Genomic DNA, 24081 nt, shown 5'->3' on the forward strand with positions numbered 1-24081 from the left:
GCGGCCGCCCCCCCCCCCCCCGCGGCCCCGCCCCCCCCCGGCGGGCGCCCCCCCCCCCCCCCCCCCCCCCCCCCCCCCCCCCCCCCCCCCACTACAGGTACTGCGTCGAACCCTTTACTGCAGCAAGGAGCGCAGCATCCACGCATACTTCTCATGGATCTGCAGGCGCTGGGTCAGCAAGTCCTCGCTGGGGGCGTCGTCGGCGTCATCGGCCTGGTCCAGCACCTTGCGTGCGGTCCGGCAGACAGCTTCATTGCCGACCACCAGCTGGCGGACCATCTCGCGCCAGTCGGCACTGTCATTCAGGCCCGGCTCCTCGGCAATCGAGGTCAGTGCAGCGAACTCGCGGTAGGAGCCCGGCGCGTTGAAGCCCAGGGCGCGGATGCGCTCGGCGATCTCGTCCAGGGCGTTCCACTGCTCGGTGTACTGGTCCATGAACATGTTGTGCAGAGAGTTGAACATCGACCCGGTGACGTTCCAGTGGAAGTTGTGGGTCTTCAGGTACAGCGTGTAAGAATCGGCCAGGAAGTGCGACAGGCCGTCGGCGACCTTCTTGCGATCTGCGTCCTTGATCCCAATATTGACAGCGGGGGCCGAGGGCGCGGCGGCGGCCAGCTTCTTCTTGCCGATCTCGGTGCTGGTGGCAGCTGCTGCGACGGCCTGCTTCTTCTTTCCGGCTTCTGGTTTGCTGCTGTTCTTGGCCTTGGCCATGACGCTTTTCTCCTTGGCGGGTTGAATAGCTACACAATAGCGCTCTGCGCACCATACCTGCATTTCAAGTTTTCACGTTGAACGATTGATGAGCACTATCGAGAAAGACCTGTCCGCGCGCCTGCGCGCTGCCCGCCCCGCGATTGACGGGGGCATGAGCCGTGACCGTGGCCGCCTGTTGGGGCTGCTGTCGCGCTGGCAGGGCAAGCCCGCGGACGCGGGGGCCGAGCAGGCCTTCCAGCAGCAGCTGCAGCGCTCGCACGCGCAGCGCCAGCAGCGCGCCGCGCGGCCGATCGCGGTCAGCATGGACGAAGCGCTGCCGATCGCACGTGAAGCCGAGCAGATCAGCGCACTGATCCGTGCCCATCAGGTGGTAGTCATCGCTGGCGAGACCGGCTCCGGCAAGACCACCCAGCTGCCCAAACTGTGCCTGGCGGCCGGTCGTGGCGAGGCCGGCATGATTGGCTGCACCCAGCCAAGGCGCATTGCCGCCCGTGCGGTGGCTGCGCGCGTGGCCGAGGAACTGCAGACCGAACTGGGTACGGTGGTCGGTTACCAGGTGCGCTTCACCGACAAGGTCGGTGAAGACAGCCGCATCAAGTTCATGACCGACGGCATCCTGCTGGCCGAAATCGCCTCGGACCGCTGGTTGTCGCGCTACGACACCTTGATCATCGACGAGGCGCACGAGCGCAGCCTCAACATCGACTTCCTGCTGGGCTACCTGAAGCAGCTGCTGCGCAAGCGCCCGGACCTGAAGTTGATCGTGACCTCGGCCACCATCGATACCGAGCGCTTTTCGCGCCACTTCGACAATGCGCCGGTGGTCAATGTCGAAGGCCGTACCTACCCGGTGGAGGTACGCTATCGGCCATTGGAGGAAATGGGCCAGAGCACCGACAGCGCAGCTGCGCCTGCGCGTGGCAAGCGCACCGAGGCGGACAACGAGTCGGCGATGGATCCGGTCTCGGCCATTGTGGCTGCCGTCGATGAAATCACCCGCAGCGATGCGCGCGGCGACGTATTGATCTTCCTGCCGGGTGAGCGCGAGATCCGCGATACCCACCAGGCCCTGGAACGTCGCAAATACCGCGAAACCGAAGTGCTGCCGCTGTACGCGCGGCTTTCGGCCAAGGACCAGGACCGGGTATTCAATCCCGGCCCGAAGCGACGCGTGGTACTGACCACCAACGTCGCCGAAACCTCGCTGACCGTGCCGCGCATCCGCTACGTGGTTGATCCGGGTTTTGCCCGCGTCAAACGCTATAGCCCCCGGCAGAAGCTCGATCGCCTGCATATCGAAGCGGTATCGCAGGCCAGCGCCAACCAGCGCAAGGGTCGCTGCGGTCGTATCTCCGAGGGCGTGTGTTACCGACTGTACTCGGAGGCTGATTTCCTGAGCCGATCCGAGTTCACCGATCCGGAAATTCGCCGTTCTTCGTTGTCCGGCGTGATCCTGCGCATGCTGCAGCTGGGCCTGGGCAAGATCGACGAATTCCCCTTCCTGGAAGCGCCGGACGAGCGCGCGGTGGCCGACGGTTGGCAGCAGCTCGTCGAGCTTGGCGCCATCGACGACTCGCGCAAGCTCACCGACATCGGCCGGCAGATGTCACGCTTGCCGGTGGACGTGAAACTGGCGCGCATGCTGGTGGCCGCGCACAAGGGCGGCTGCCTGCGTGAGATGCTGGTGATTGCTTCCTTCCTCGGCATCCAGGACCCGCGCGAGCGGCCACCGGAAGCACGCGAGGCGGCCGACAACGCGCACGCCTTGTTTGCCGACGCACGCTCCGAGTTCCTCGGCATCCTGCGGCTGTGGAATGCCTACCGCGACGCCCACGAAGAGCTCACTCAGTCCAAACTGCGCGACTGGTGCGGGCGGCATTTCCTCGGCTTCCTGCGCATGCGCGAATGGCGCGAGCTGCACCGCCAGCTGCTCCTGCTGTGCGAGGAGTTCGGTTGGGCGATGGGCGAGGACGAAGGGTTCGGCAAGGCGCTGTTGTCGGTGCCGCCGGCCATGCCCGCCGGTGGTGATGCCGAGGCCAAGCGCAAAGCCACGCGTGGCGAGCAGCACAAGGCCGCACGTCTGGCCCGCGAGGGGAAAAAACCGGGGTCAGAGTCGGGTTTCCCACTTGGCGCTTCCGGGGCGGGAAAAGTTCGGGAGAAACCAGACTCTGACCCCGGTTTTTCCTCCATTCCGGACAAAGTGCGCATAGCGGCTTACCAGACGCTGCACCGTGCGGTGCTGGCTGGCCTGCCAACCCAGATCGGTCATCGCACCGACAAGGGCGATTTCCAGGCGCCGCGTCAGCGTCGCTTCCATTTGTTCCCGGGTTCGGCGCTGGCCAAGCGGCCGCCATCGTGGGTGCTCAGTGCCACGCTGTTGGATACGGCGCGCGTCTGGGGCATGACCAATGCCTCGATCGAGCCGGATTGGGTGATCGCCGAACTGCCGCATCTGCTGGCACGCAAGCACTTCGATCCGCATTGGTCGCGTGCCCAGGGCCAGGTACTGGCCTCGGAACAGATCAGCCTGTTCGGTTTGGTGCTGGCACCGAAAAAGCCCGTGCATTACGGCAGGATCAATCCCGGTGAAGCGCACGACATCTTCGTGCGGCAGGCGCTGGTAACCGGCGAAATCAACACCCGCGCCGGCTTTGTCGCCGACAACATGAAGCTGCTGGAGCAGGCGCGCGAAGAGGAAGCCAAGCTGCGCCGTGCCGGCATCGTTGCCGACGAGGATTGGCAGGCGCGCTGGTACCTGGATCGGGTGCCATCGCATATCCATTCGGCCAATCTGCTCGATGGCTGGTGGAAAGCTTTATCGCCGGAACAGCGCCGCAGCCTGCACTGGTCACTGACCGATCTGTTGCCGGGCGAGGGCAGTGAGCAGGATCGCTATCCGAAGTATTTCCCGTTGGGGGATGCGCGCCTGGCCATGCATTACCGCTTCGAGCCGGGTAGCGAGGAGGATGGCGTCACCCTCGACGTGCCGCTGCACCTGCTCAATGCACTGGACCCGGCGCGCCTTTCATGGCTTGCCCCCGGCTTCGTTGCGGACAAGGCCTCGGCCCTGATCCGCAGCCTGCCGAAGGCGATGCGCCGCAACTATGTGCCGGCGCCGGATTTTGGCCGTGCGTTTGCGGAAGCCTGGGCGCAACCGTCGGCTGACGACATCCGTGGCGAGCTGGCGCGCTTCCTGTCCAAAGCCACCGGTGCGATGGTCGCGGCCACGGATTTCGACGTGGAGTTGCTGGACCCGCACCTGCGCATGAATCTGCGGCTGTTTGAAGTGACCTCTGCTGGCGCAACACGTGGAAAGTTGTCTGCTTCCGGCGAGAACGACGGCATGAAGCTGCTCGCCATGTCGCGTGACCTGGAGGCGCTGCGTGCCCGCTTTGGTGATCGCGCCGGTAGCGCATTTGCAGCTCGTGCAGGCGCGGCCTTGGCTGCCGAGGGGCTGCGCGAATTTCCGACTACCGCGATTCCCGAGCAGGTTCCGGGTGAAGCCGGGGTACCGGCCTATCCTGCGCTGGTCGATACCGGCGATGCTGCCGCGCTGCGCATCTTCGCCGACCGGAATGAAGCCGCATTGGCGCATCCGCAGGGCGTACGCCGCCTGCTGGAGATCGCTTTGGCCGACAAGCTCAAGCAGGCACGCAAGCAGCTGCCGGTGTCGCCGAAGACCGGCCTGTTGTATGCATCCATCGAGTCGCAGGAACGGCTGCGGGGTGATCTGGTCGATGCGGCGGTGAACGCGGTGTTGGCCGATGGATTGGAAGCGATACGCACACCGGAAGCCTTCCAACAACGCTGGGCCGATGCCGGTAAGCGTCTGTTCGGCGAGGCGATGGAGCGGCTCAAGCTGGCCGAAAGCATCCTCGGCCTGACCGGTGAGTTGAAGCCGCAGCTGGAGTCACCGTTGATGGGTTGGGCACGCGGCAATCTGGACGATATGCAGGCGCAGTTGGCCGGTTTGGTGCATGCCGGGTTTCTACGCGAGACCCCGGCCGATGCGCTGGCGCAGTTCCCGCGCTATCTGAAGGCGATGATCCTGCGTGCCGAACGCGCGAAGCGTGATCCACCACGTGATCAGGCGCGCATGCTGGAGCTCAAGCCCTTCGTTGATGCCTTGCAGGAAGCACGTGTGCAAGGTCTGGCCCAGCGCCCACAATGGGCGGCCTTGCGCTGGGATATCGAGGAGTTGCGGGTGTCGTTGTTCGCCCAGGAGCTGGGCTTCCGTTCCGGCATCTCGGCCAAGAAGCTGGCGCAGCGGGTGGCAGCCCTGCGCAGCTGAGCGCAGCTGCGTTCAGCGCGCGGCGGCCGCACCCGGGCGGTGCTGCTGGACACAGGCGCGACGGGCGGTGTTCATCTGCGCGTGGGCGCTGGCGTGTTCGCGGCTGATGGCCTGGCGGAAGGTTGCCATCCGTTCCCGCAAGGCCTTGCTGCGTTGTGCATCCTGGGCTGCGGCGAGCTGTTCGTTGAGCATGCCCATCTGCTGCTGCAGGGTGCCGACACGGTCATTGGAAGAGCCATAGATGGACGCAGTGGCTGTGCTGATGCAGCTGCGTTCAGCGTCGCGTGCCCGTGCCAGCTCCTCGCTGTTGGCTGGCGCTGTTGCCTGCTCACCTTCGCCTGCGCCTTCGTGCTCGCCCTCGGAGACTGCCGGTTGCTGCGGCGCCGGGGCTGAAACCGCTGATTCACGCAGCTTCATCGGCTCGGCACGGGCATCGCAGGGATGCTCGGAGTACACGGTTTCACCGGACTTGCCTTTGCATTTGTATACCTGTGCGGCCGCGCTGGCAGGCAGTAACAGCAACAGCAACAGCAGGGTCAGAGCGAATATGCGCATGGCGAAGGCAGGCTCACAGGCTGAAGAAGAACATGGGGAGCGCCTGCCCAGACTGATGCGGCCGGGGCAGGGTAGGTGCGGTTACTTGGTACGGCGGACCTTGGCACGGGTATTGAGTCCGTCGATCTGCAGGTACCACACGTTCATCATGCCGGGAGTGATGCGTACCTTTGGATCCTGCTTGCGCAAACCGCCAGCGCTGGTGTCATCGGTCTGTTCCCAGACCTGGCCGTTGTCCAGGGTGTACTGGCGGCCCTTGCCGAAACCGCGGAATTCACCTGCCAGCACAGCTTCGATCGGATCTTGGGAGCCGAAGTCAAAAAAACCGCGGTTCTTGACGATCACTTCCTGGCGGCCTTCTTCGCGCGCCTGTTCCACTGCAACGCTGGCAGCCTGCGCCACCTTGCCCTGCAGCCAATTGTTGAGTGTGACCAGCTCTTCGGGGCTGAGCTTGTTCAGGCCGGCGGCATTGAATTCGGCAGCGGACATCTGCTGTTGCAGGTCCCCCTGCACCACGCGCTGGGCGAGTGCATTGGTGAATGGGTACGACGACAAAGCGGTAGCGGCAAGCAGTACAGCAAGGCGGGGCAGCTTCATGAACATTGTTCCCAGAGAGGGTGGGCGCTAGTGTAGGGGCATCCGCCCGTAATTGAATGCTGTGAACAGTTCCCCCACCCCCGGTCTGGAAGCGCTGCTGCAGCGCGCCTCAACCCGAGCCCTGTCCGAGCCGCTGCGTCAGGCCTTGCTGGCCTGCTGGCAGCAAGCGGACACGGATGTGTCGCCGCGCCTGTCCTGGCCGGTACTTGCCGATACCCTGGATTCGCTGGCGTTGCTGTCCGCCGACGAAAGTGTGATCGCCGCCGCCCTGCTGTTTGATCTGCCTGGGCTGCGCGCGCGCGTGGCCGAGCTGCCGCTGGGGCCAAGTGCCACTGCGGTGACCGGGCTGCTGGACGGGCAGGAGGCTGCGGACCAGGTGTGGGCGCTGCACGCCGGGCGCGAAGCCGGGCGCAACAGCGAAGGCCTGCGCCGGCTGCTGCTGGCGATCATCCATGACCTGCGGGTGGTGCCTATTCTGCTGTCACGGCAACTGGCCTGCATGCGTGCGGCCGACAAGCTGCCCGCCGAAGAGCGGCGCGCGCTGGCCCAGCTGACCCGCGACATCCACGCACCGCTGGCCAACCGGCTGGGTATCTGGCAGTTGAAGTGGGAACTGGAGGACCTGGCATTCCGCTTCCTCGAGCCGGACACCTACCGCCATATCGCCCGCGAGGTGGACGAAACCCGCATCGCCCGTGAGCGCTATGTGGAGGCGGTGAAGAAGAAGCTGTCGGCGGCCCTGGCCGAGCAGGGCATCCGTGGTGAAGTCAGTGGCCGACCCAAGCACATCTACAGCATCTGGCGGAAGATGCAGAAAAAGCAGCTGGCCTTCGAGCAGCTGTACGACCTGCGCGCGGTGCGGGTAATGGTTGAGGACGTCGGCGCCTGCTACGCCACGCTTGGCGTGGTACATGCGCTGTGGACGCCCATTCCCAGCGAGTTCGATGACTACATCGCGCGCCCCAAGGCCAATGATTACCGTTCATTGCATACGGCGGTGATCGGCCCGGAAGGGCGCACCATCGAAGTGCAGATCCGCACCCATGAGATGCATGCGCAGGCCGAGCTGGGCGTGGCTGCGCACTGGAAGTACAAGGAAGGCGGCAAGGGCGCGGAGAAGGCCTTCGATCGCAAGATCACCTGGATGCGGCAGCTGCTGGAGCAGGCACAGGAGCCCGGCAGTGCGGATGATCTGGCCGGCGCGCTGGACGCCGAGCTGATCGAGGACAGGGTCTATGCGCTCAGCCCCAAGGGCGAGGTGATGGACCTGCCGGCGGGCGCCACGCCGCTGGATTTCGCCTACCACGTGCACACCATGGTCGGGCATCGTTGCCGCGGGGCCAAGATCAATGGCCGCATCGTGCCGCTGACCTACCGCCTGCGCAGCGGCGACCGCGTCGAGATCCTCACCGGCAAGGAAGCTGACCCCCGGCGCGACTGGCTGCTGGTGTCCAATGGATTCCTGGCCAGCGGGCGTTCGCGCGAGAAGGTCCGCAACTGGTTCCACAAGCTCGATCGCGCCCGCAACGTGCAGGCCGGCCGCGAGCTGCTGGACCGTGAACTGAAGCGATTGGGCTTGCAGCATTCGGACCTGATGGTTGCGGCGCGCAAGTTCCACGCCGACAGCGTCGACGATCTGTATATCCAGGTTGCGCTCGGCGATACCGGACCCAATCAGGTCAGCCGCGCGTTGTTGGAGGCTGAAAAAGCCGCCTCACAGCCAGCAGCGCCGGTACTGCCAAGGCCTACTGCGCGGCGCGGCAACATCGGCAAGACCGACTTCACCGTACAGGGCGTGGGCAATCTGCTGGTGCAGCTGGCGCGTTGCTGCCAGCCGGTGGCCGGTGAGCCTATCACCGGCTATCTCACCCGCACCCGTGGCGTCACCGTGCACCGCATGGACTGCGCGTCGCTGGCACGCTTGTCGGCCGCCCATCCGGAACGGGTGCTGCCGGTGGAGTGGGGACGCACCGGCACCGGCTATGAAGTGGACGTGATGGTGCGTGCGGTTGACCGGCGTTGGTTGTTGAAGGACATCACCAACCTGATCGCGCAGGAAGACGCCTATGTGCTGGAGATCAACAGCGACAGCCTGCGCGAGAGTGGGCGTATCCAATTGCGCCTGCGCTTGAAGGTGAGCGACTACGGCCAGCTGTCCACCCTGCTCGGAAAACTCGACGCCTTGCCCGGCGTAGATGATGCGCGAAGGCTGGGATAGGTAAGCTTGGCGCATGGAGAACTGGCGTCAGCGCGGCCAACAGGGACTGGAGACACTCGGCGACAAGCTGCGGCTGTACGGGCGCTGGTGGGTGGCGCGTGGCTGGAACAGCCCGCGTGCCTGGCGTTCGATAGCCATCGGCGTGGCCGCCTTGGCGCTGATATTGGCGTTGTTCCGGCAGCCGCTGGCCGACTGGCTGTGGCCGGAAACCAAGATCCAGCAGCTGCTCGATGACGGTCGCCAGGCGCTGCGCGAGGGGCGCTTGAGCGCCGCCGACGGGCGCGGGGCACGTGAGCTGTTTGAAGCTGCCGCCGCGCTGGACCCGGACCGCAGCGATGTGCAGAACGCACTGGTGCAGACCGCGCAGGCGGCGCTTGCACAGGCGCGCGCGCAGTTGGCGGCAGGGGATCGCGAAGCTGCAGCGAACAGCCTGGCGCTGGCGCGACAGCTGCAGGCACCTTCTGCCGAGATTGATCTGCTGGCGGCCAAACTGCAGCACGCGGTGCCCGGGCATGACGGGATAGAGCAGCTGTTGCAGCAGGCCGAGGCCGCGCAGGCGCAGGGCCGTCTGGATGATGCGCCGGACGCAGCCCTGCCGCTGTATCAACGTGTGTTGGCGTTGCAGCCGGACAAGATGCAGGCGCTGGAAGGGCGCGATGAAGTGCTGTCAGACCTGCTTACCCAGGCAACCCGCGCCGCAGACCGCGGTGATCTGGCCGCCGCGGCGGCCTTGCTGCAGCGGGTGGAGCGCTATGACGCCGGTCACGCCAATCTGCCGGCGGTCAAGGCGGTGATGAACGCTGCGTTGGAGCAACGACGCCAGCAGGGCGAGCGCGATCTGGCGCGCGGTCGCCTGCAGCGTGCAGCCGATGCATTCCAGCAGGTGCTGGCGGCGGGTGAGGATCCGGCCGCGCGCCAGGGTTTGCAGCGCATCGCCCATGCACAGGTGCAGGAAGCGCTGCGTCTGGCGGCGGATTTCCAGTTTGAGCCAGCCGAGCGCGCCCTGCAGCATGCGCGTGAGTTGGCGCCCGACAGCGCCGAACTGGGCGCCGCTGAGCAGGTATTGCAGCGCACCCGACAGGCCCGGCAATCGATGGAGGTTCCGGTCAGCGCTGGCGAGCGAGAGCGCCGCTTGAAGGCGCTGCTCAAACAACTCGACGAAGCCGAGGCCCGCCAGCAATGGTTGTTGCCACCAGGCAGCAGTGCCTACGACCGCTTCAAGGCGGCACAGGCGCTGGCACCGCAGGATCCGCGGGTCAAACGCGCGGCGGCAAGGATACTTCCGGCCGCGCGCACCTGTCTGGACGACAACCTGCGCGGCAATCGGCTGCGCGCTGCGCGTACCTGCCTGGATGCCTGGCAGGCACTTGCCCCGACCGATCCGGCATTGGCACCGGCACGGCGTCGTCTGGCGCAGCGCTGGATTGCGGTGGGCAGCGAGCGCTTGGGAGGCGGTGATACCGCCTTTGCACAACAGGCACTGCTGCAGGCGCGTGAAATCGATCCGGCGACGCCGGAGATTGCCGGCTTCAGCGAGCGTGTCCGCAACGCCCTGCGTTGATTTTTGCGGGCGCTGTGATGGTATGAAGCGGGTGGAGCCGAGCCATGCTCGGCTGAGGCTTTCCCTGTAAAACTCCTGCGCAGCATGGCTGCGCTCTCCAAAACTGCGTTCGATGATCCAGATTCAGGTCTTCAACGGGCAACTACACGCAACACCTGTACAAGCTTTTTGACTGCCACCTCGAGTTCATCGGGCGTATGCGCGGCGAATCCCATCAGGAAGCCTGCGGTCGCTTGTTCGCTGCAGGCGTGCAGTCCGCTCAGCCCAAGCAGATCGATCCCGGCGCGGCGCGCCGCATCGATGGCCTGCTGCTCGGGGATATCGCGGATGAAAACGCAGGGCATCTGCATGCCGCCATCGGGCACGCGCGGCTCCACGAAGTCTTTCAGATGCCTGCGCACCAGTTTGGCCAGCACATCCCGGCGCTCGCAGTAGATCGCACGCATGGCGCGCACGTGCGCACCGAAATGCCCGCCTTCCATGAAGCGCGCCAGTGTCAGTTGCGGGATTGGTGCGCTATGCCCGTCCAGCAAGGTGCGCGCGATGGTCATCGGCGCAACCAGCTCGCTTGGCAGGACCATGAAGCCGATGCGCAGGCCGGGAAACAGCGACTTGGTGAAGGTACCGATGTAGATGCTGCGCTGATGCGCATCCAAACCCTGCACGCAGGCCATCGGTCTACCGGCGTAATGGAACTCGCTGTCGTAGTCGTCCTCGATGATCCATGCCTGCTGTTGCCTGGCCCATTCGATGATCTGCAGTCGTCGTTCCAGCGCCAGCATCGCGCCGCTGGGGAACTGGTGCGAGGGTGTCAGGAACGCCGCCCGTGCCGGCTGCCGCGCGTCGCGCAGCATGTCCACGCGCATGCCGTCGGCATCCACCGGTATGGGTACACAGTCCAGGCCGGCGGCATCAAATGCCTTGCGCGCGCCGTGATAGGCGGGGTCCTCGATGAAGATGCGCTCACCGGGATCGAGCAGCACGCTCGCACACAGGGTCAAGGCCTGCTGTGAGCTGGTCACCACCAGCACCCGCTCCGGACTGGCATGGGCACCGCGCTCCAGATTGACGTAGTCGGCGATGGCCTTGCGCAGCGGCGCCATGCCTTGTGGCGGGCTGTGCAACAGGGCGGCGCTGCCCCATTCCTTCAGCACCTGACGCTGCAATCGTTCCCAGACGGTCATTGGAAAGTTGCGGGTTTCCGGTACACCGGGGACGAAAGCGCGCGGCGCAAGAAACTCGCGAACCCCGCCATTGCGGTACATGGCAGCACCGCGCTGGCTCAGCCGCAATGGTTGTTGCGTAGTGCTGGTGCGCTGCGCGGTGCCGCGCCCACCCAGGCGGCGTGCACCCTCGGCGACGAAGCTGCCGCTGCCAACCCGGCGTTCAATGAAACCCTCGGCATGCAACTGCCCATAAGCCGCTTCCACCGTGTCGCGCGATACGCCCAGCGAGGCAGCAAGGGCGCGCGAAGCCGGCAACGGTCTGCTCGCATCCAGGGCACCGTCGAGGATCAGCTGGCGTACCGCGCGCTGGATGCGGACATGCAGTGGCAGGCTGCGTTGCGCAGGGTCGACGACCCAGGCCTTCACCGATTCAAGTTGCGCGTGCCTGAACAATTGGTCTGGCCTAGGTGTAGAAAATGGTGGGAGCTATCCGACCATTCTAGGCCGATAAAAACGGACCCGCCGCACTGGTCTGCGCCAGCCACCAGGAGTCCGAACTTCGCCATGCCGTCCGCTGCTGCTTCCTCCCGGGCCATGCGCCCGGCAGACCTGATCCATCCCATCGTTGCCGGGTTGGTCTCGGTCATCGTCAACTACGGTGGCACCTTCATCCTGGTATTCCAGGCGGCCAAGGTGGCCGGGCTCAGCCCCGAGCTGACCGCGTCCTGGGTGTGGTCGCTGTCGATTGGCGTTGGGGTCAGCGGGCTGCTGCTGAGCTGGCTGAGTCGTGCGCCGATCATCACCGCGTGGTCCACGCCTGCCGCAGCCTTTCTGGTAACGGCGCTGGCGACAACGCCGTACAACGAAGCGATCGGTGCTTACCTGGTTTCAGCCGCTGCCTTCGTGGTGCTGGGCCTGTCAGGCTGGTTCGACCGGCTGATCCGGTTGATTCCTGCCGGGGTGGCCGCCGGCCTGCTGGCCGGCATCCTGCTGCAGTTCGGCACGCGTGCGTTTGCCGGGCTTGCCGTTGATCCGCTGCTCGCAGGCTTGTTGATCGTGGCCTATCTATTGCTGAAGCGCGTCAGTGCGCGCTATGCCATTGTCGGCATCCTGTTGCTGGGGGTGGCGTTTCTGTGGCTGCAGGGCCGGCTGGATCTGTCGGCGGTGTCGCTGCAGCTGGCCAAACCGGTTCTGACAACGCCCGTGTTCTCGCTCAATGCGCTGCTCAGCGTGGCGCTGCCGTTGTTCCTGATCACCCTGACCGGCCAATACATGCCCGGCATGCTGGTACTGCGCAACGACGGCTTCAAGACCAGCGCCAATCCAATCGTGGCGGTCACCGGACTCGGTTCCCTGCTGATGGCGCCGTTCGGTTCGCATGCTTTCAACATTGCTGCGATCACCGCCGCAATCGCAACCGGCCGCGAAGCGCATGAAGACCCTTCGCGGCGTTGGATTGCCGGGGTTGCCGCGGGCCTGTGCTACATCCTGGTCGGGGTGTTCGGGGTGACCTTGGCCGCGGTGTTCATGGCACTGCCGGTGACTTTCATTGCCACCCTGGCCGGGCTGGCACTGCTGGGCACGATAGGCGGCAGCCTGGCCACGGCGCTGGCCGAGCCGCGCACGCGCGAAGCGGCGCTGATCACTTTCCTGGCGGCCGCCGCCAACATCAGCTTGCTCGGCATCGGTGGCGCGTTCTGGGGCCTGCTTATCGGCTTGCTGGCGCATGCCCTGTTGCATGGGCGCTGGTCGCCGCGAAACCAGCCAGCGCCCGCCAACAACAAACAGGAGCAGGCCAATGGCTGATTCGTCATCTACCCAGACCCAACACGCGCAACATGGGCGCTATCCGCAGGCAACGACGGTGGAGGATTTCCGCCACAACCTGGCCGTGGTGCGGGCGCGCATGGACGCCGCCTGCCTGCGCGTTGGCCGCGACCCTGCGCAGGTGCGTCTGCTGCCGGTCAGCAAAACCAAACCCGAGGCCAGCCTGCGCCTGGCCCATGCCGCGGGTTGCCGTGTGCTTGGCGAAAACAAAGTGCAGGAGGCAGCAGGTAAGTGGCAGGCCATGCAGGACCTGGGCGACCTGCAATGGTCGATCATCGGGCACCTGCAGACCAACAAGGCAAAGCTCGTGGCACGCTTCGCCAGCGAGTTCCAGGCATTGGACAGCCTGCGCTTGGCCGAAGCACTTGAACGTCGGCTACAGGTTGAGGGTCGTTCGCTGGATGTTTATGTGCAGGTCAATACTTCGGGCGAGGCCAGCAAGTACGGACTGGCGCCGGATGCCGTTGCCGCGTACTTGCGGGCACTAAGCGCCTATCCCGCGTTACGCGTGCGTGGCCTGATGACCTTGGCGGTGTTCTCGGCCGAGGCTGAGCGTGTGCGCCGCTGCTTCGTGCTGTTGCGCGAACTGCGCGACCGATTGCGTCAGGACGTGTTGACGGGTGTCGCGCTTGAGGAACTGTCGATGGGTATGTCGGGCGATTTCGAGATCGCGATAGAAGAGGGTGCCACGGTGGTGCGTGTCGGCCAGGCGATATTCGGTGCGCGCCCGCTGCCAGACAGCTACTACTGGCCAAACAATGACGTGGCTGCGGAAACAGAGCAATGAAAACGGCCCTTGCCATACGTCATCTGCACTTTGAAGACCTCGGTAGCTTGCAGTCGCTGTTGCACGAGCGCGGCTACAGCGTGCGCTATCTGGAAGCAGCCAGCGATGATCTGCGCAACCTGGAGGAGCCCGACCTGCTGGTTGTGCTCGGCGGGCCGATAGCTGCATTCGATGAGCGAGAGTATCCATTCTTGCTTGATGAGCTGGCGTTGATCCAGCGGCAACTGCGGCGCAGGTTGCCGCTGCTGGGTATATGCCTCGGTGCACAACTGATCGCACGCGCACTGGGTGCGGAGGTTGCCAGCATGGGTTTGAAAGAAATCGGTTTCGCGCCGTTGACGCTGACCGCGCAGGGCAGCACATCACCACTGGCTGCGTTGGCGCAGGTACCGGTGCTGCATTGGCATGGCGATCGCTTCGAGATTCCCGAGGGGGCGACGCTTCTGGCCGGGACGATGTTGTGCGCGAACCAGGCATTCAGCGTGGGTGAGCATGTGCTTGCGCTGCAGTGCCATCTGGAAGCATTGCCGCAGCAGATCGAACAGTGGCTGGTTGGACATGCCTGTGAGCTTGCCCAGGCCGGTATCGATCCTTGTGTATTGCGCAGGCAGGCCCAGGCAGCAGCATCGAGCTTGCCACGGGCAGCACAGGCGGTATTTGGCGCGTGGCTGGATGCGCTGCCAACCGCTAGCGAAGTCGAGCATTCCACCGAACAACTCAAGCACGGAGCAACTGCCATGTACGACACATCCAACGATCTTGCCGACTTCGATCCGGAGCTGGCGTCGGCGCTGCAGGCCGAACAGCAACGCCAGCACGATCACGTCGAGCTGATTGCCTCGGAGAACTATGCCAGTCCGCTGGTGATGGCCATCCAGGATTCGGTGTTCACCAACAAGTATGCCGAGGGCTACCCCGGCAAGCGCTATTACAGCGGCTGCGAGAACGTGGACGTGGCCGAGCGGTTGGCGCTGGAACGCGTCAAGCAGCTGTTCAACTGCGACTACGCCAATGTGCAGCCGCATGCCGGTGCACAGGCCAATGCGGCGGTGTTCCTGGCACTGGCCAATCCGGGTGACACGGTGATGGGCATGAACCTGGCGCAGGGCGGACATCTTACCCATGGCAACCCATCCAACTTTTCGGGTCGTCACTACCGGATCGTGCCGTATGGGCTTGATCCGCACAGCGGCCTGATCGACTACGAGGAGATGGAACGGATCGCAATGGAGAGCCGGCCCAAGCTGCTGATCGGTGGCTTCTCGGCATATTCGCGGCACAAGGACTGGGCGCGCATGCGCGCAATTGCCGACAAGGCCGGAGCACTGTTGTGGGTAGATATGGCGCATGTGGCCGGGCTGGTCGCGGCGGGCGAGTACCCGGACCCGCTGCCGCATGCACACGTGGTGACCAGCACCACCCACAAGACCCTGCGCGGGCCGCGTGGCGGCATCATCCTCAGCAAGGGGCAGGATGCGGAGTTCAACAAGCGGCTGGATTCGGCGGTATTCCCTGGCATCCAGGGCGGGCCGCTGATGCATGTGATCGCAGCCAAGGCGATCGCCTTCAAGGAGGCGCTGCAGCCGGAGTTCAAGACCTACCAGCGGCAGGTGATAGCCAATGCACGGGCGATGGCGGCGGTGTTGCAGCAGCGTGGTTACCAGATCGTCTCCGGCGGCACCGACAACCACCTGATGCTGATCGACCTGTCCAGCAAGCCGTTCACCGGCAAGGAAGCGGATGCCGCGCTGGCCCGTGCCTGGATCACCACCAACAAGAATTCGGTGCCGAATGACCCACGCTCGCCGTTCGTGACCTCGGGCGTGCGTATCGGTACACCTGCGATGACCACGCGCGGCTTTGGCGTCGCCGAATGCGAGCAGTTGGCCGAGCTGCTTGCCGACGTGCTCGACAGTATTGGGACAGGCAGGCTTGATGAAGTGACCGGCGAGGTGCGTGAGCAGGTGTCGGCCTTGTGTCGGCGCTATCCAGTGTATTGCTGAGCTCGATGGCTGTCCCGCCGACGATTGCGCGACAGTTGAGCGCGGTCGATCGTGAAGCGTGCGCCGCAATCTGCGTGCGCACGCTTACATTTGTCGAAATTGGATGTGCAGCGTGCTTTATGGAGTGAAGAACACCCGCTGCACGGCCTGACGCGCCGCATCCATCGAGAAGTGTCTGGCGATATTGGCCAAACCGTTGTCCGACAGACGCTGCCATAGCGCGGTATCGTCATACAGGCGCAACACTGCAGCGGCAAATGCCTGGTTGCCGTCGGCGACCAGCACATCCTGGCCGTCATGCAGGTGCATGCCTTCCACGCCGCAGGTGGTGGCGACCACCGGCTGGCCGTGGGCCATGCTCAGGTTGACCTTGCCCTTGACCCCGGCACCGAAGCGCAACGGTGCTACCGCAACGCGCATGCGGGTCATGAACGGCACTACATCCGGCACATAGCCATGCACCTGTACGCCGGGGCTGGCGGCGGCCAGTGCATGGATGCTGTCGGGTACATCGGCGCCGATGCAATGGAAGCGGATCTCGGGGCGCTGCGCATGGATCAGCGGGAATACCTCGCCGATGAACCAGGTCATCGCATCCAGATTCGGCGGATGGCGGAAGCCGCCGACGAAGACCAGGTCATGCCGTTGTGCCCAGCCTTCGCCAGCGCCCGCAACTTCGTGCAGGTTGGAGATCAGCTCCACCCGTACCTGCGGAGCGTCGGTCGCCAGCTGTTCTTTTTCGGCGGCGCTGACCAGCAAGGTCACATCGGTGGCCCCCATCACCGCCAGTTCGCTGGCACGGGTGCGTTCTGCGCTGCGCAGCAGGCGCTGGTCGCGGGCCAGTTCGGCACCGCGGCGTTCACGCAGGTAGTGCAGGTCGACGGTGTCGAATACGGTACGCGCCTGCGGAGCAAACTGCTTCAGCAAGGGCAGGCATTCGTTGGCAACGTGGTAGCGCACCAGCATGACCACGGCGAAACGCTTGCCGTTGTCGCGCAGCCAACTGCCGACCCGGTCGAGGAAGGGCGCATGCCAGACCTCCACGCCCATGGCCTGCAGGGCTTCGCTGGCCGGGCCGGCGGGCTCGCCGCGGGTTGGCAGGAACACCACATGTGCACCTTCTGCCAGCAACATGCGGATCAGGTTGAACTGACGCAGCGAGGCCGAATCGCGGTCGGGCTGCGGCAGGCACTCATCGATGATCAGGATCTGCCGCTGGTGGCGATGTAACAGCGCTGGCGACGGTACGCTGCCTACTGCCGGCTGCGCCGCAAGTGCGTCCTGCCAGACCTTGGCGAACACTGCTTGATTGCGGACCTGGTAGGCCTTGACCCCCGTGCTGGTGTCGGTGCCATTGCTGGTGCCTTCGTCGTGCACGACGCGGCTGGCAGGTTGTACCAGCACGCGGCGTCCAGCAGCGCGCACCTTGAAGGCCAGGTCGGTGTCTTCGTAGTAGGCAGGTGCATAGATGCTGTCCAGGCCGCCCAGCTCTTCAAACAAGAGCCGTGGGATAGCCAAGGCTGCACCGGAGCAATAGTCGGCGTCGCGCAAGGCGCTGTAGCGTGGATCTTCGGCCGATTCAAAGCGGCCGTAGCTCCAGCAGCTGCCGTCGGCGAAGACCACGCCACCGGATTCCTGCAGACGACCATCCGGATACAGCAGCTGGGCACCGATCAGGCCGGCTTCGGGCACGCGGGCGAAGGTCTCCAGTAGTGCATCCAGCCAACGGGGCTGGGGAATGGTGTCGTTGTTGAGCAGTACTACGTAGTCGCCGCGACTCAGCCGCAGGCCGTCGTTGCAGGCCGCAATGAAGCCGCCGTTCTGGGCACGCAGGTGATAGCGCAGCCCATCGATCTGCTGCATCCAGGCGCGGGTGCTGTCGCTGCTGCCATCGTCGATCACCAGGATCTCGCAGCTGGCGGCGGGCGGATGCGCGGCAAGGGCGCGCAGGCAGGCCAGCGTATGCGCGCAATGGTTGTAGACCGGAATGACGATGCTGGCCGTCGGGCGCTCGCTGCTGGGCAGGCTGAACGGCGCAAACGGCGCGCTGGCAGGGAAGTACAGCGGTTCGCGCTGAGCGGGCGGTTGCCGGCGGGTATGCACGCCAACCCGGTGCAGGGTTGCCCGCCAGCCGCGGGTGCGCAGGCTGGCCAGGCCCCGACGGACCAGGCCGATGATGCGATTGACGGCGTAACGCGCATCGGCCAGCGAAATCGACATTCCTTTGGAACTCCAGCTTAAGCAGGGGGCTGACAGTCAACGCCCCCGACGATGCGGCTGCGTTAGACTCATTGCAAACCACATTCTCGCATCCCTGTGCCACGACGCCACGATTCCGACCAGTTCGACGACGATACCGACGGCAACAGCCCTGTGTGGCGGAGCCGCTTGATCACCTGGGGATTGGCCGCAGCCGCATTGGGGCTGGGTTTCATGATCCCCTATACGCTGTACCTGAACAGTCAGGTCAGCCAGCGTTTTGGTGAGCTGCGTTGGCAGATCCCGACCCGCGTCTATGCGCGGCCGCTGGTGCTCAGCCCGGGCACGGCGATGAACGCCAATACGCTGAAGACCGAGCTGGCGGCCTCCGGTTACCGCGATGACGGCACTGGCAACAGTCCCGGCACCTATAAGGCGCAGGGCGGCAGCTTCAGTATTTCCAGCCGCGGCTATGTGGACGTTGATGGCAACGTCGCGGCGCGCAAGGTGGATGTGGTGGTTTCCGGCGGGCAGGTGGCTTCGTTGCGCGATGCAGGCAGCCGCAAGGCACTGAAAGCCGCGCGGCTGGACCCGGCACGTATCGCCACCTTGTACGGGCAGAAACAGGAAGAGCGCCGGTTGGTGCGGGTGGCTGAAGTTCCCGAGCTGCTGGTCACCGGCCTGCAGGCGGTGGAAGACAAGGACTTTGCCCGTCATCACGGCATCGATCTCAGTGGTATCGCGCGTGCTGTGTGGGTGACCATCCGTACCGGCGGTGAGACCAAGCAGGGCGCCAGCACCTTGACCCAGCAGCTGGCCCGCAGCGGCCTGCTCGGCATTGGCAAGGAACAGACGATCACCCGCAAGTTCAACGAGGTGCTGTACGCGCTGATCATGGAAGCGCGCTACGACAAGTCCACCATCCTTGAGGCCTACCTCAACCAGGTTTATCTGGGCCAGCGCGGCAAACAGGCCATCCATGGCGTGTCGTCCGGTGCCGAGTTCTGGTTTGGCCGTGACCTCAATTCGCTGAGCAGCGAGCAGATCGCCTTGCTGATCGGTCTGGTCAAGGGCCCATCGTTCTACGACCCGCGGCGCAATCCCGAGAATGCGCTGGACCGCCGCAACTTCGTGCTGGGCAAGCTGCACGAAAACAAGTTGATCGACGACGCCGAGTATCAACGTGCGCTCAAGGCACCGCTGGGCGTATCCAAGACGGCAGGTATCGCTGCCGCCAACCGCTTCCCCGCCTATGTTGATCTGGTGCGTCGCCAGTTGGGCAATGACTACCCGGAAAGCGTGCTGCAAGGCGCCGGCCTGAATGTGTTCACCGGCATGTCGCCGTCGGCCCAGGCCTATGCCGAGGGCGCGGTGGCGCACACCATCAAGGCGCTGGAAAACAAGCGTCGCCCGGAGCTGCAAGCCGGCTTGGTGGTGACTGACGTGCACAACGGTGATGTGCTGGCTGTGGTCGGCAGCCGTGATGTGTCCGAACCTGGCTTCAACCGCGCCATCGACGCGCAGCGGCAGGTTGGTTCGTTGCTCAAGCCCTTTGTCTACCTGCTGGCATTGGCGCAGCCGGATCGCTACTCGCTGGCCAGCTGGGTCGATGATTCACCGGTGACCGTCAAGCTCAGCCGCGGCCGCAACTGGACGCCGGGCAACGCCGACAACCGCAGTCACGGCACGGTGCGCCTGATCGATGCCTTGGCCCGTTCCTACAACCAGGCCACGGTACGCGTTGGCATGCAGGTCGGTCCGGAACGGCTGACCCAACTGATGAATGTGTTGGCCGGGCTCAAGGCCGAGTCCAATCCGGCGGTGATTCTCGGTTCCACCGACCAGAGCCCCTACGGCATGACCCAGCTGTATCAGTTCCTGGCCTCTGGCGGTGAAATCCAGCCGCTGCATGCGGTGCGTGGCGTGGTCGATGCGCAGGGCAAGCTGCTCAAGCGCTATGACAAGAGTCCGGCGCCGGCACAGGAGGGCGACTCGATCGCTGCCAACCTGATCAGCGTCGGCCTGCAACAAGTGGTCTCCAGTGGTACTGCTTCCGGCTTGAACGCCGATGGCCTGTCGCGGCTGCAGGCCGCCGGCAAGACCGGTACCTCCAACGACGGCCGTGACAGCTGGTATGCCGGTTATACCGGTGACCATCTGGCGGTGATCTGGATGGGCAACGACCAGAACGAGCAGACCGGCTTGTTCGGTGCTTCCGGCGCGATGCGGGTGTGGTCGGGTATCTTCCGCAACCTGCCCAGCAAGGCCCTGCACGTGAACAACAAGGGTCTGGACTGGCAGTACGTGGAAGCGGCAGGCAGCAATGCCACCGACGAATCCTGCCCGGGCGCACGCCGCTTCCCGTTCGTGGTTGGCTACGCGCCGCAGTACGTGCCTTGTGCAGTGCCGGCGGAAGTACCGCTGGAAGAGGGGGCCGAGGGGGCGCAGGAGCAGTCCGGCGGCGGCTGGCGTGGTTGGCTGGGGCTGGACCGCAAGGAACCTGAACCGGCTGCGGCCCCCGCTGCGCAGACGCCTGCGCGATAATCCCGCCCATGAATACCAAGCCTTTGATCCGCTACGCGCTGCTTGCTGCTGCAGCTTCTTTGTCACTCGCTGGCTGCGTCAGCGCACCACCGGCGGCAAAGCCGGCGGCGGTTGACAACACCACGCCGTCACAGCGCTTGGCTGCGGTCGATGCCATCGCCGGTGTCGATGACACCGAGCTGTCAGTACAGCCGCTGCGCGATGCGCAGGTGGATGATCTGCGCCAGACCGCCATCGCCAAGCGCAAGGCCGGTGACCTCGCCGGTGCAGCTGAAGCCTTGAACGAGGCGCTGCTGCAGGTGACCGATGACCCGGGCATCCTGCAGGAACGCGCCGAAATCGCCCTGCTGCAGGCTGACTGGGCGCGCGCTGAGACCTTGGCCAGGAAGGCGCTGGACCTGGGCTCGCGTACTGGTCCGCTGTGCCGCCGCCACTGGGCTACCATCGAACAATCACGTCTGGCCCGCGCCGAAAAAGAGAATGCCGTCTCCGCGCATGCGCAGATCGAAGGTTGCACGGTGCCGGGGATCAAGCGCTTCTAGGCAGCGATTGGGGAGTCGGGATTGGGGATTGGCAAGCAGCATCCGGGTGTCGATGGTCAATGGAGTGCTGGAATGGAATACAGGTAGTTGCTGCAGATATTCATTTGCTGCTTACCAACCCCCAATCCCGGTTTCCCAATCACCGCACCAATGCCATGTCCTCCCTAGTCACCGCCAGCTGCGAAGCACTCAGTGAAGGTGGCGCGCTTGCGCGTCAGCTCGATGCGTTCGTGCCGCGCCCCGCGCAGCTGCGCTTGACTGGCGCGATCGCCGAGACCTTCCAGCAGCGCGATGTGCTGCTGGCCGAAGCCGGTACCGGAACCGGCAAGACCTACGCCTATCTGGTACCGGCCTTGCTGTCCGGTTTGAAGACCATCGTCTCCACCGGCACTCGCGCGCTGCAGGACCAGCTTTACCACCGTGATCTGCCGCGCGTGCGCGCCGCATTGGGTGTCGGTCATCGATCTGCTCTGCTGAAGGGCCGCGCAAATTACCTATGTCGCTATCGCCTGGATCAGGCACGCGGTGAGCCGCGTTTCACCTCGACCGAACAGGTGGCGCAGTTCCAGCGCATCCTCACCTGGTCCGGTCGCACCCAATACGGCGATATAGCCGAGTTGGATGGGCTGGCCGATGACTCGCCCTTGTTGCCGATGGTCACCTCGACGGTGGACAACTGCCTGGGCACTGATTGCCCGTTCTGGGGCGATTGTTTTGTGGTGCAGGCGCGGCAGCGGGCGCAGGAGGCGGATCTGGTGGTGGTCAATCATCACCTGCTGCTCGCCGACCTGGCGCTCAAGCAGGAAGGCTTCGGCGAGATCCTGCCTGGCGCGCAGGCATTCGTCATCGACGAGGCGCACCAGTTGCCCGAACTTGCGGCCAACTTCTTCGGTGAAGGCTTCGGGATGCGCCCGTGGCAGGAACTGGCGCGCGATTGCATGGCCGAATGCCGCAGCGTCGCTGGTGCGCAGGCTACCCTGCAGCAACCGGTGGCGACGCTTGAATTGGCCCTGCGCGAACTGCGTGAGGCGATGGAAAAACTGCCGCAGCGTGGTACCCGCTGGCGCGCCCTTGCAGTGCCCGCAGTGGCTGAAGGGTTTGATGCGGTCGCTGCGGCAATGGCGCAGTTGCGCGATGCATTGAACTTTGTACGCGAAGCCTCGCCTGGGCTGGATGCCTGTCATGCCCGCGCTTTGGAAGGTGTATCGCGGTTGTCGCGCTGGTTGGACGACGGAGATAGTGGCGCCGTCGACGAGTGGGATATCGATGGCGCTGTTCCTGTGCCGGAAGATGGTGTCGCGCCAGCCGCCAGCGATTCGCTGTTCCCCGTCGACGATGGCAACGACGTGCTGTGGTACGAGCTGACGCCGCGTGGCTTCCGCTGCCAGCGCACGCCGATGGACGTGTCCGGCCCGTTGCGCGAGCACCGTCTGCGCTCGATGGCGGCGTGGGTGTTCACTTCGGCCACCTTGACCGTGGATGGTGGCTTCGAGCATCTGTCCAAGCGTTTGGGGCTGGATGATCCGGATACTCTGGTGCAGCCCAGTCCCTTCGATTGGCAGCAGCAGGCCTTGTGCTATCTGCCACAGCAGCTGCCCGATCCGGCTGCGCGTGGTTATGGCGCGGCCTTGATCGCCACCTTGCGGCCGGTGCTGGAAGCGTCGCAGGGCAGGGCATTCCTGTTGTTTGCCTCGCACCGCGCGCTGCGCGAGGCCGCCGATGCGCTGCGCGACGGCCCGTGGCCGCTGTTCGTGCAGGGCGAGGCGCCACGCGCCAGCCTGCTGCAGCGCTTTCGTGAGTCGGGCAATGGTGTGCTGCTGGGCGCTGCCAGCTTCCGTGAAGGCGTGGACGTGGTTGGTGACGCGCTGAGCGTGGTGGTGATCGACAAGCTGCCGTTTGCCGCTCCAGATGATCCGGTGTTCGAAGCGCGGCTGGATGCGATCCGTCGCCAGGGTGGCAACCCGTTCCGCGATGAGCAGCTGCCGCAAGCGGTGATCGCGCTCAAGCAGGGTGTTGGCCGGCTGATCCGCAGCGAGACCGATCGCGGCGTGCTGGTGCTGTGTGATCCGCGCCTGCTGTCGCGCGGTTATGGCCGGATCTTCCTGGATTCATTGCCGCCATTCCGCCGTACCCGCGCGCTGGCCGATGTGCAGGCCTTCTTTGCGCGACAATGGGCGCCGGAGGCGGATTCCGCCAGCACGCCGGCTTCGGCCGACGCTGGCTCCGAAGCGCCGCCGTTCTCCCTTTCCTGATGTGATGCCATGAAGCTGCTTGCCTTTGAAACCGCCACCGAAGCCTGTTCCGTCGCCCTCTATGTGGATGGGCAGGTATTGGAACGGTTTGAAGTCGCGCCGCGCCGGCATGCCGAATTGAGCCTGCCGTGGGCTGAGCAGTTGCTGGCTGAAGCCGGTGTCGCCCGGAGCGAGTTGGATGCCATCGCGCTGAGCCGCGGGCCGGGTGCTTTCACAGGTGTGCGCTTGGCTATTGCGATCGCCCAAGGCATTGCCTTGGCGCTGGACCGGCCCTTGCTGCCGGTATCGACCCTGCAGACCGTGGCGCTGCGTGCGCCGGCCGATGTGCCACGCGTACTTGCCTGCATCGATGCACGCATGGGCGAGTTGTATGCAGCGCGCTATCTGCGCGATGCCGATGGCGAGCTGCAGTTGCAGGAACGTGAGCTGTTGGTCGCGCCGGACGCCGTGCAGCTGCCAGCCGATGACGGCCTCTGGGCCGGCGTTGGCACTGGTTTTGCGGCAGGCGAGGGCGTGTTGAGCACGCGACTGCAGGCGCGGCTGAGCAGCGTGGACGCGCAGGCCCTGCCCAGCGCCGCCGACGTGCTGAAGATCGCGGTGCCGGCGATGCTGCGCGGCGAAGCCATCGCACCGGAATTGGTGCAGCCCGCCTACCTGCGCGACAACGTCGCGCTGACCCTGATCGAACAGCAAGCGCTGCGCGATTCCAAGCGCTGAAGCAGTCGCAGGATGTGATGGTTGTGGGCGCGGGGTTAGCCGCGCAGCTCCCGCCTCATCAGCTGGGGATCAGTTTTGTGGGGCGGGGCGTGCCCGCTTCGCGGCTTT

At 65.0% G+C, this 24081-nt stretch carries 15 protein-coding genes and 1 pseudogene; 11 read left to right on the forward strand and 5 right to left on the reverse strand.

Annotation, left to right across the window (positions count from 1 at the left end):
* Window positions 1-114: 114 nt before the first annotated feature.
* The gene (locus ACVOMF_RS15665) at window positions 115-711 is read right to left on the reverse strand and encodes a Dps family protein (protein ID WP_282273315.1); all 597 of its coding nucleotides are present in this window, start codon (window positions 709-711) and stop codon (window positions 115-117) included.
* Between the two features lie 88 nt (window positions 712-799).
* Between ACVOMF_RS15665 and hrpA the strand changes: the two genes are divergently transcribed.
* Window positions 800-5005, forward strand: coding sequence for an ATP-dependent RNA helicase HrpA (gene hrpA / locus ACVOMF_RS15670; protein ID WP_481510093.1), 4206 nt, complete (start codon window positions 800-802; stop codon window positions 5003-5005).
* Between the two features lie 12 nt (window positions 5006-5017).
* Here hrpA and ACVOMF_RS15675 read toward each other — a convergent pair whose 3' ends face one another.
* Both ACVOMF_RS15675 and ACVOMF_RS15680 read right to left on the reverse strand, forming a co-directional pair.
* Window positions 5018-5560: a DUF4124 domain-containing protein gene (locus tag ACVOMF_RS15675; RefSeq protein WP_481510094.1), complete on the reverse strand. Its 543-nt coding sequence runs from the start codon at window positions 5558-5560 to the stop codon at window positions 5018-5020.
* Between the two features lie 81 nt (window positions 5561-5641).
* Window positions 5642-6163, reverse strand: coding sequence for a hypothetical protein (locus ACVOMF_RS15680; protein ID WP_481510095.1), 522 nt, complete (start codon window positions 6161-6163; stop codon window positions 5642-5644).
* Window positions 6164-6218: 55 nt separating this feature from the next.
* Here ACVOMF_RS15680 and ACVOMF_RS15685 point away from each other — a divergent pair, with 55 nt between their 5' ends.
* Window positions 6219-8375: a RelA/SpoT family protein gene (locus ACVOMF_RS15685; RefSeq protein WP_481510096.1), complete on the forward strand. Its 2157-nt coding sequence runs from the start codon at window positions 6219-6221 to the stop codon at window positions 8373-8375.
* 13 nt (window positions 8376-8388) lie between these two features.
* Window positions 8389-9936: a hypothetical protein gene (locus ACVOMF_RS15690; protein WP_481510097.1), complete on the forward strand. Its 1548-nt coding sequence runs from the start codon at window positions 8389-8391 to the stop codon at window positions 9934-9936.
* Window positions 9937-10067: 131 nt separating this feature from the next.
* Here the strand turns inward: ACVOMF_RS15690 and pdxR are convergent, their stop codons facing one another.
* Window positions 10068-11528 carry a MocR-like pyridoxine biosynthesis transcription factor PdxR gene (gene pdxR / locus ACVOMF_RS15695; protein ID WP_481510098.1) on the reverse strand — a complete coding sequence of 487 codons (1461 nt, stop codon included), beginning with the start codon at window positions 11526-11528 and terminating at the stop codon, window positions 10068-10070.
* Between the two features lie 138 nt (window positions 11529-11666).
* Here pdxR and ACVOMF_RS15700 point away from each other — a divergent pair, with 138 nt between their 5' ends.
* The 4 genes and pseudogenes from ACVOMF_RS15700 (at window position 11667) to glyA (ending at window position 15719) form a co-directional block, all read left to right on the forward strand.
* Window positions 11667-12908, forward strand: a complete 1242-nt coding sequence (locus ACVOMF_RS15700) for a benzoate/H(+) symporter BenE family transporter (RefSeq protein WP_481510099.1) — start codon at window positions 11667-11669, stop codon at window positions 12906-12908.
* Window positions 12901-13716, forward strand: a complete 816-nt coding sequence (locus ACVOMF_RS15705; RefSeq protein ID WP_481510100.1) for a YggS family pyridoxal phosphate-dependent enzyme — start codon at window positions 12901-12903, stop codon at window positions 13714-13716. Before ACVOMF_RS15700 ends, ACVOMF_RS15705 begins: the two co-directional genes overlap by 8 nt.
* Window positions 13713-14336 (forward strand): annotated as a pseudogene (locus ACVOMF_RS15710) (glutamine amidotransferase); the annotation flags it as partial. The gene ACVOMF_RS15705 and the pseudogene ACVOMF_RS15710, both read left to right, overlap by 4 nt.
* A gap of 117 nt (window positions 14337-14453) precedes the next feature.
* Window positions 14454-15719, forward strand: a complete 1266-nt coding sequence (gene glyA, locus ACVOMF_RS15715) for a serine hydroxymethyltransferase (protein ID WP_481510106.1) — start codon at window positions 14454-14456, stop codon at window positions 15717-15719.
* 117 nt (window positions 15720-15836) lie between these two features.
* On the opposite strand, the gene ACVOMF_RS15720 is transcribed toward glyA, so the two are convergent.
* Window positions 15837-17939 (reverse strand): glycosyltransferase, encoded by a 2103-nt coding sequence (locus ACVOMF_RS15720; protein ID WP_481510101.1) that lies wholly within the window; start codon window positions 17937-17939, stop codon window positions 15837-15839.
* A gap of 96 nt (window positions 17940-18035) precedes the next feature.
* Between ACVOMF_RS15720 and mrcB the strand changes: the two genes are divergently transcribed.
* From mrcB to tsaB, 4 genes are all read left to right on the forward strand, one after another.
* Entirely contained in the window at window positions 18036-20462 is a 2427-nt protein-coding gene (gene mrcB, locus ACVOMF_RS15725) for a penicillin-binding protein 1B (RefSeq protein WP_481510102.1), read from the forward strand.
* An 8-nt stretch (window positions 20463-20470) separates the two neighbouring features.
* A complete protein-coding gene (locus ACVOMF_RS15730) occupies window positions 20471-21004 on the forward strand; it encodes a tetratricopeptide repeat protein (RefSeq protein ID WP_481510103.1) in 534 nt (177 codons plus the stop codon).
* A gap of 155 nt (window positions 21005-21159) precedes the next feature.
* Complete coding sequence (yoaA, locus tag ACVOMF_RS15735) at window positions 21160-23256, forward strand: DNA repair helicase YoaA (protein ID WP_481510104.1); 2097 nt, start codon at window positions 21160-21162, stop codon at window positions 23254-23256.
* 9 nt (window positions 23257-23265) lie between these two features.
* Entirely contained in the window at window positions 23266-23973 is a 708-nt protein-coding gene (gene tsaB, locus ACVOMF_RS15740; RefSeq protein WP_481510105.1) for a tRNA (adenosine(37)-N6)-threonylcarbamoyltransferase complex dimerization subunit type 1 TsaB, read from the forward strand.
* The last annotated feature ends 108 nt before the right edge of the window (window positions 23974-24081 follow it).

The sequence above is a fragment of the Stenotrophomonas sp. STEN022 genome (assembly GCF_056760155.1).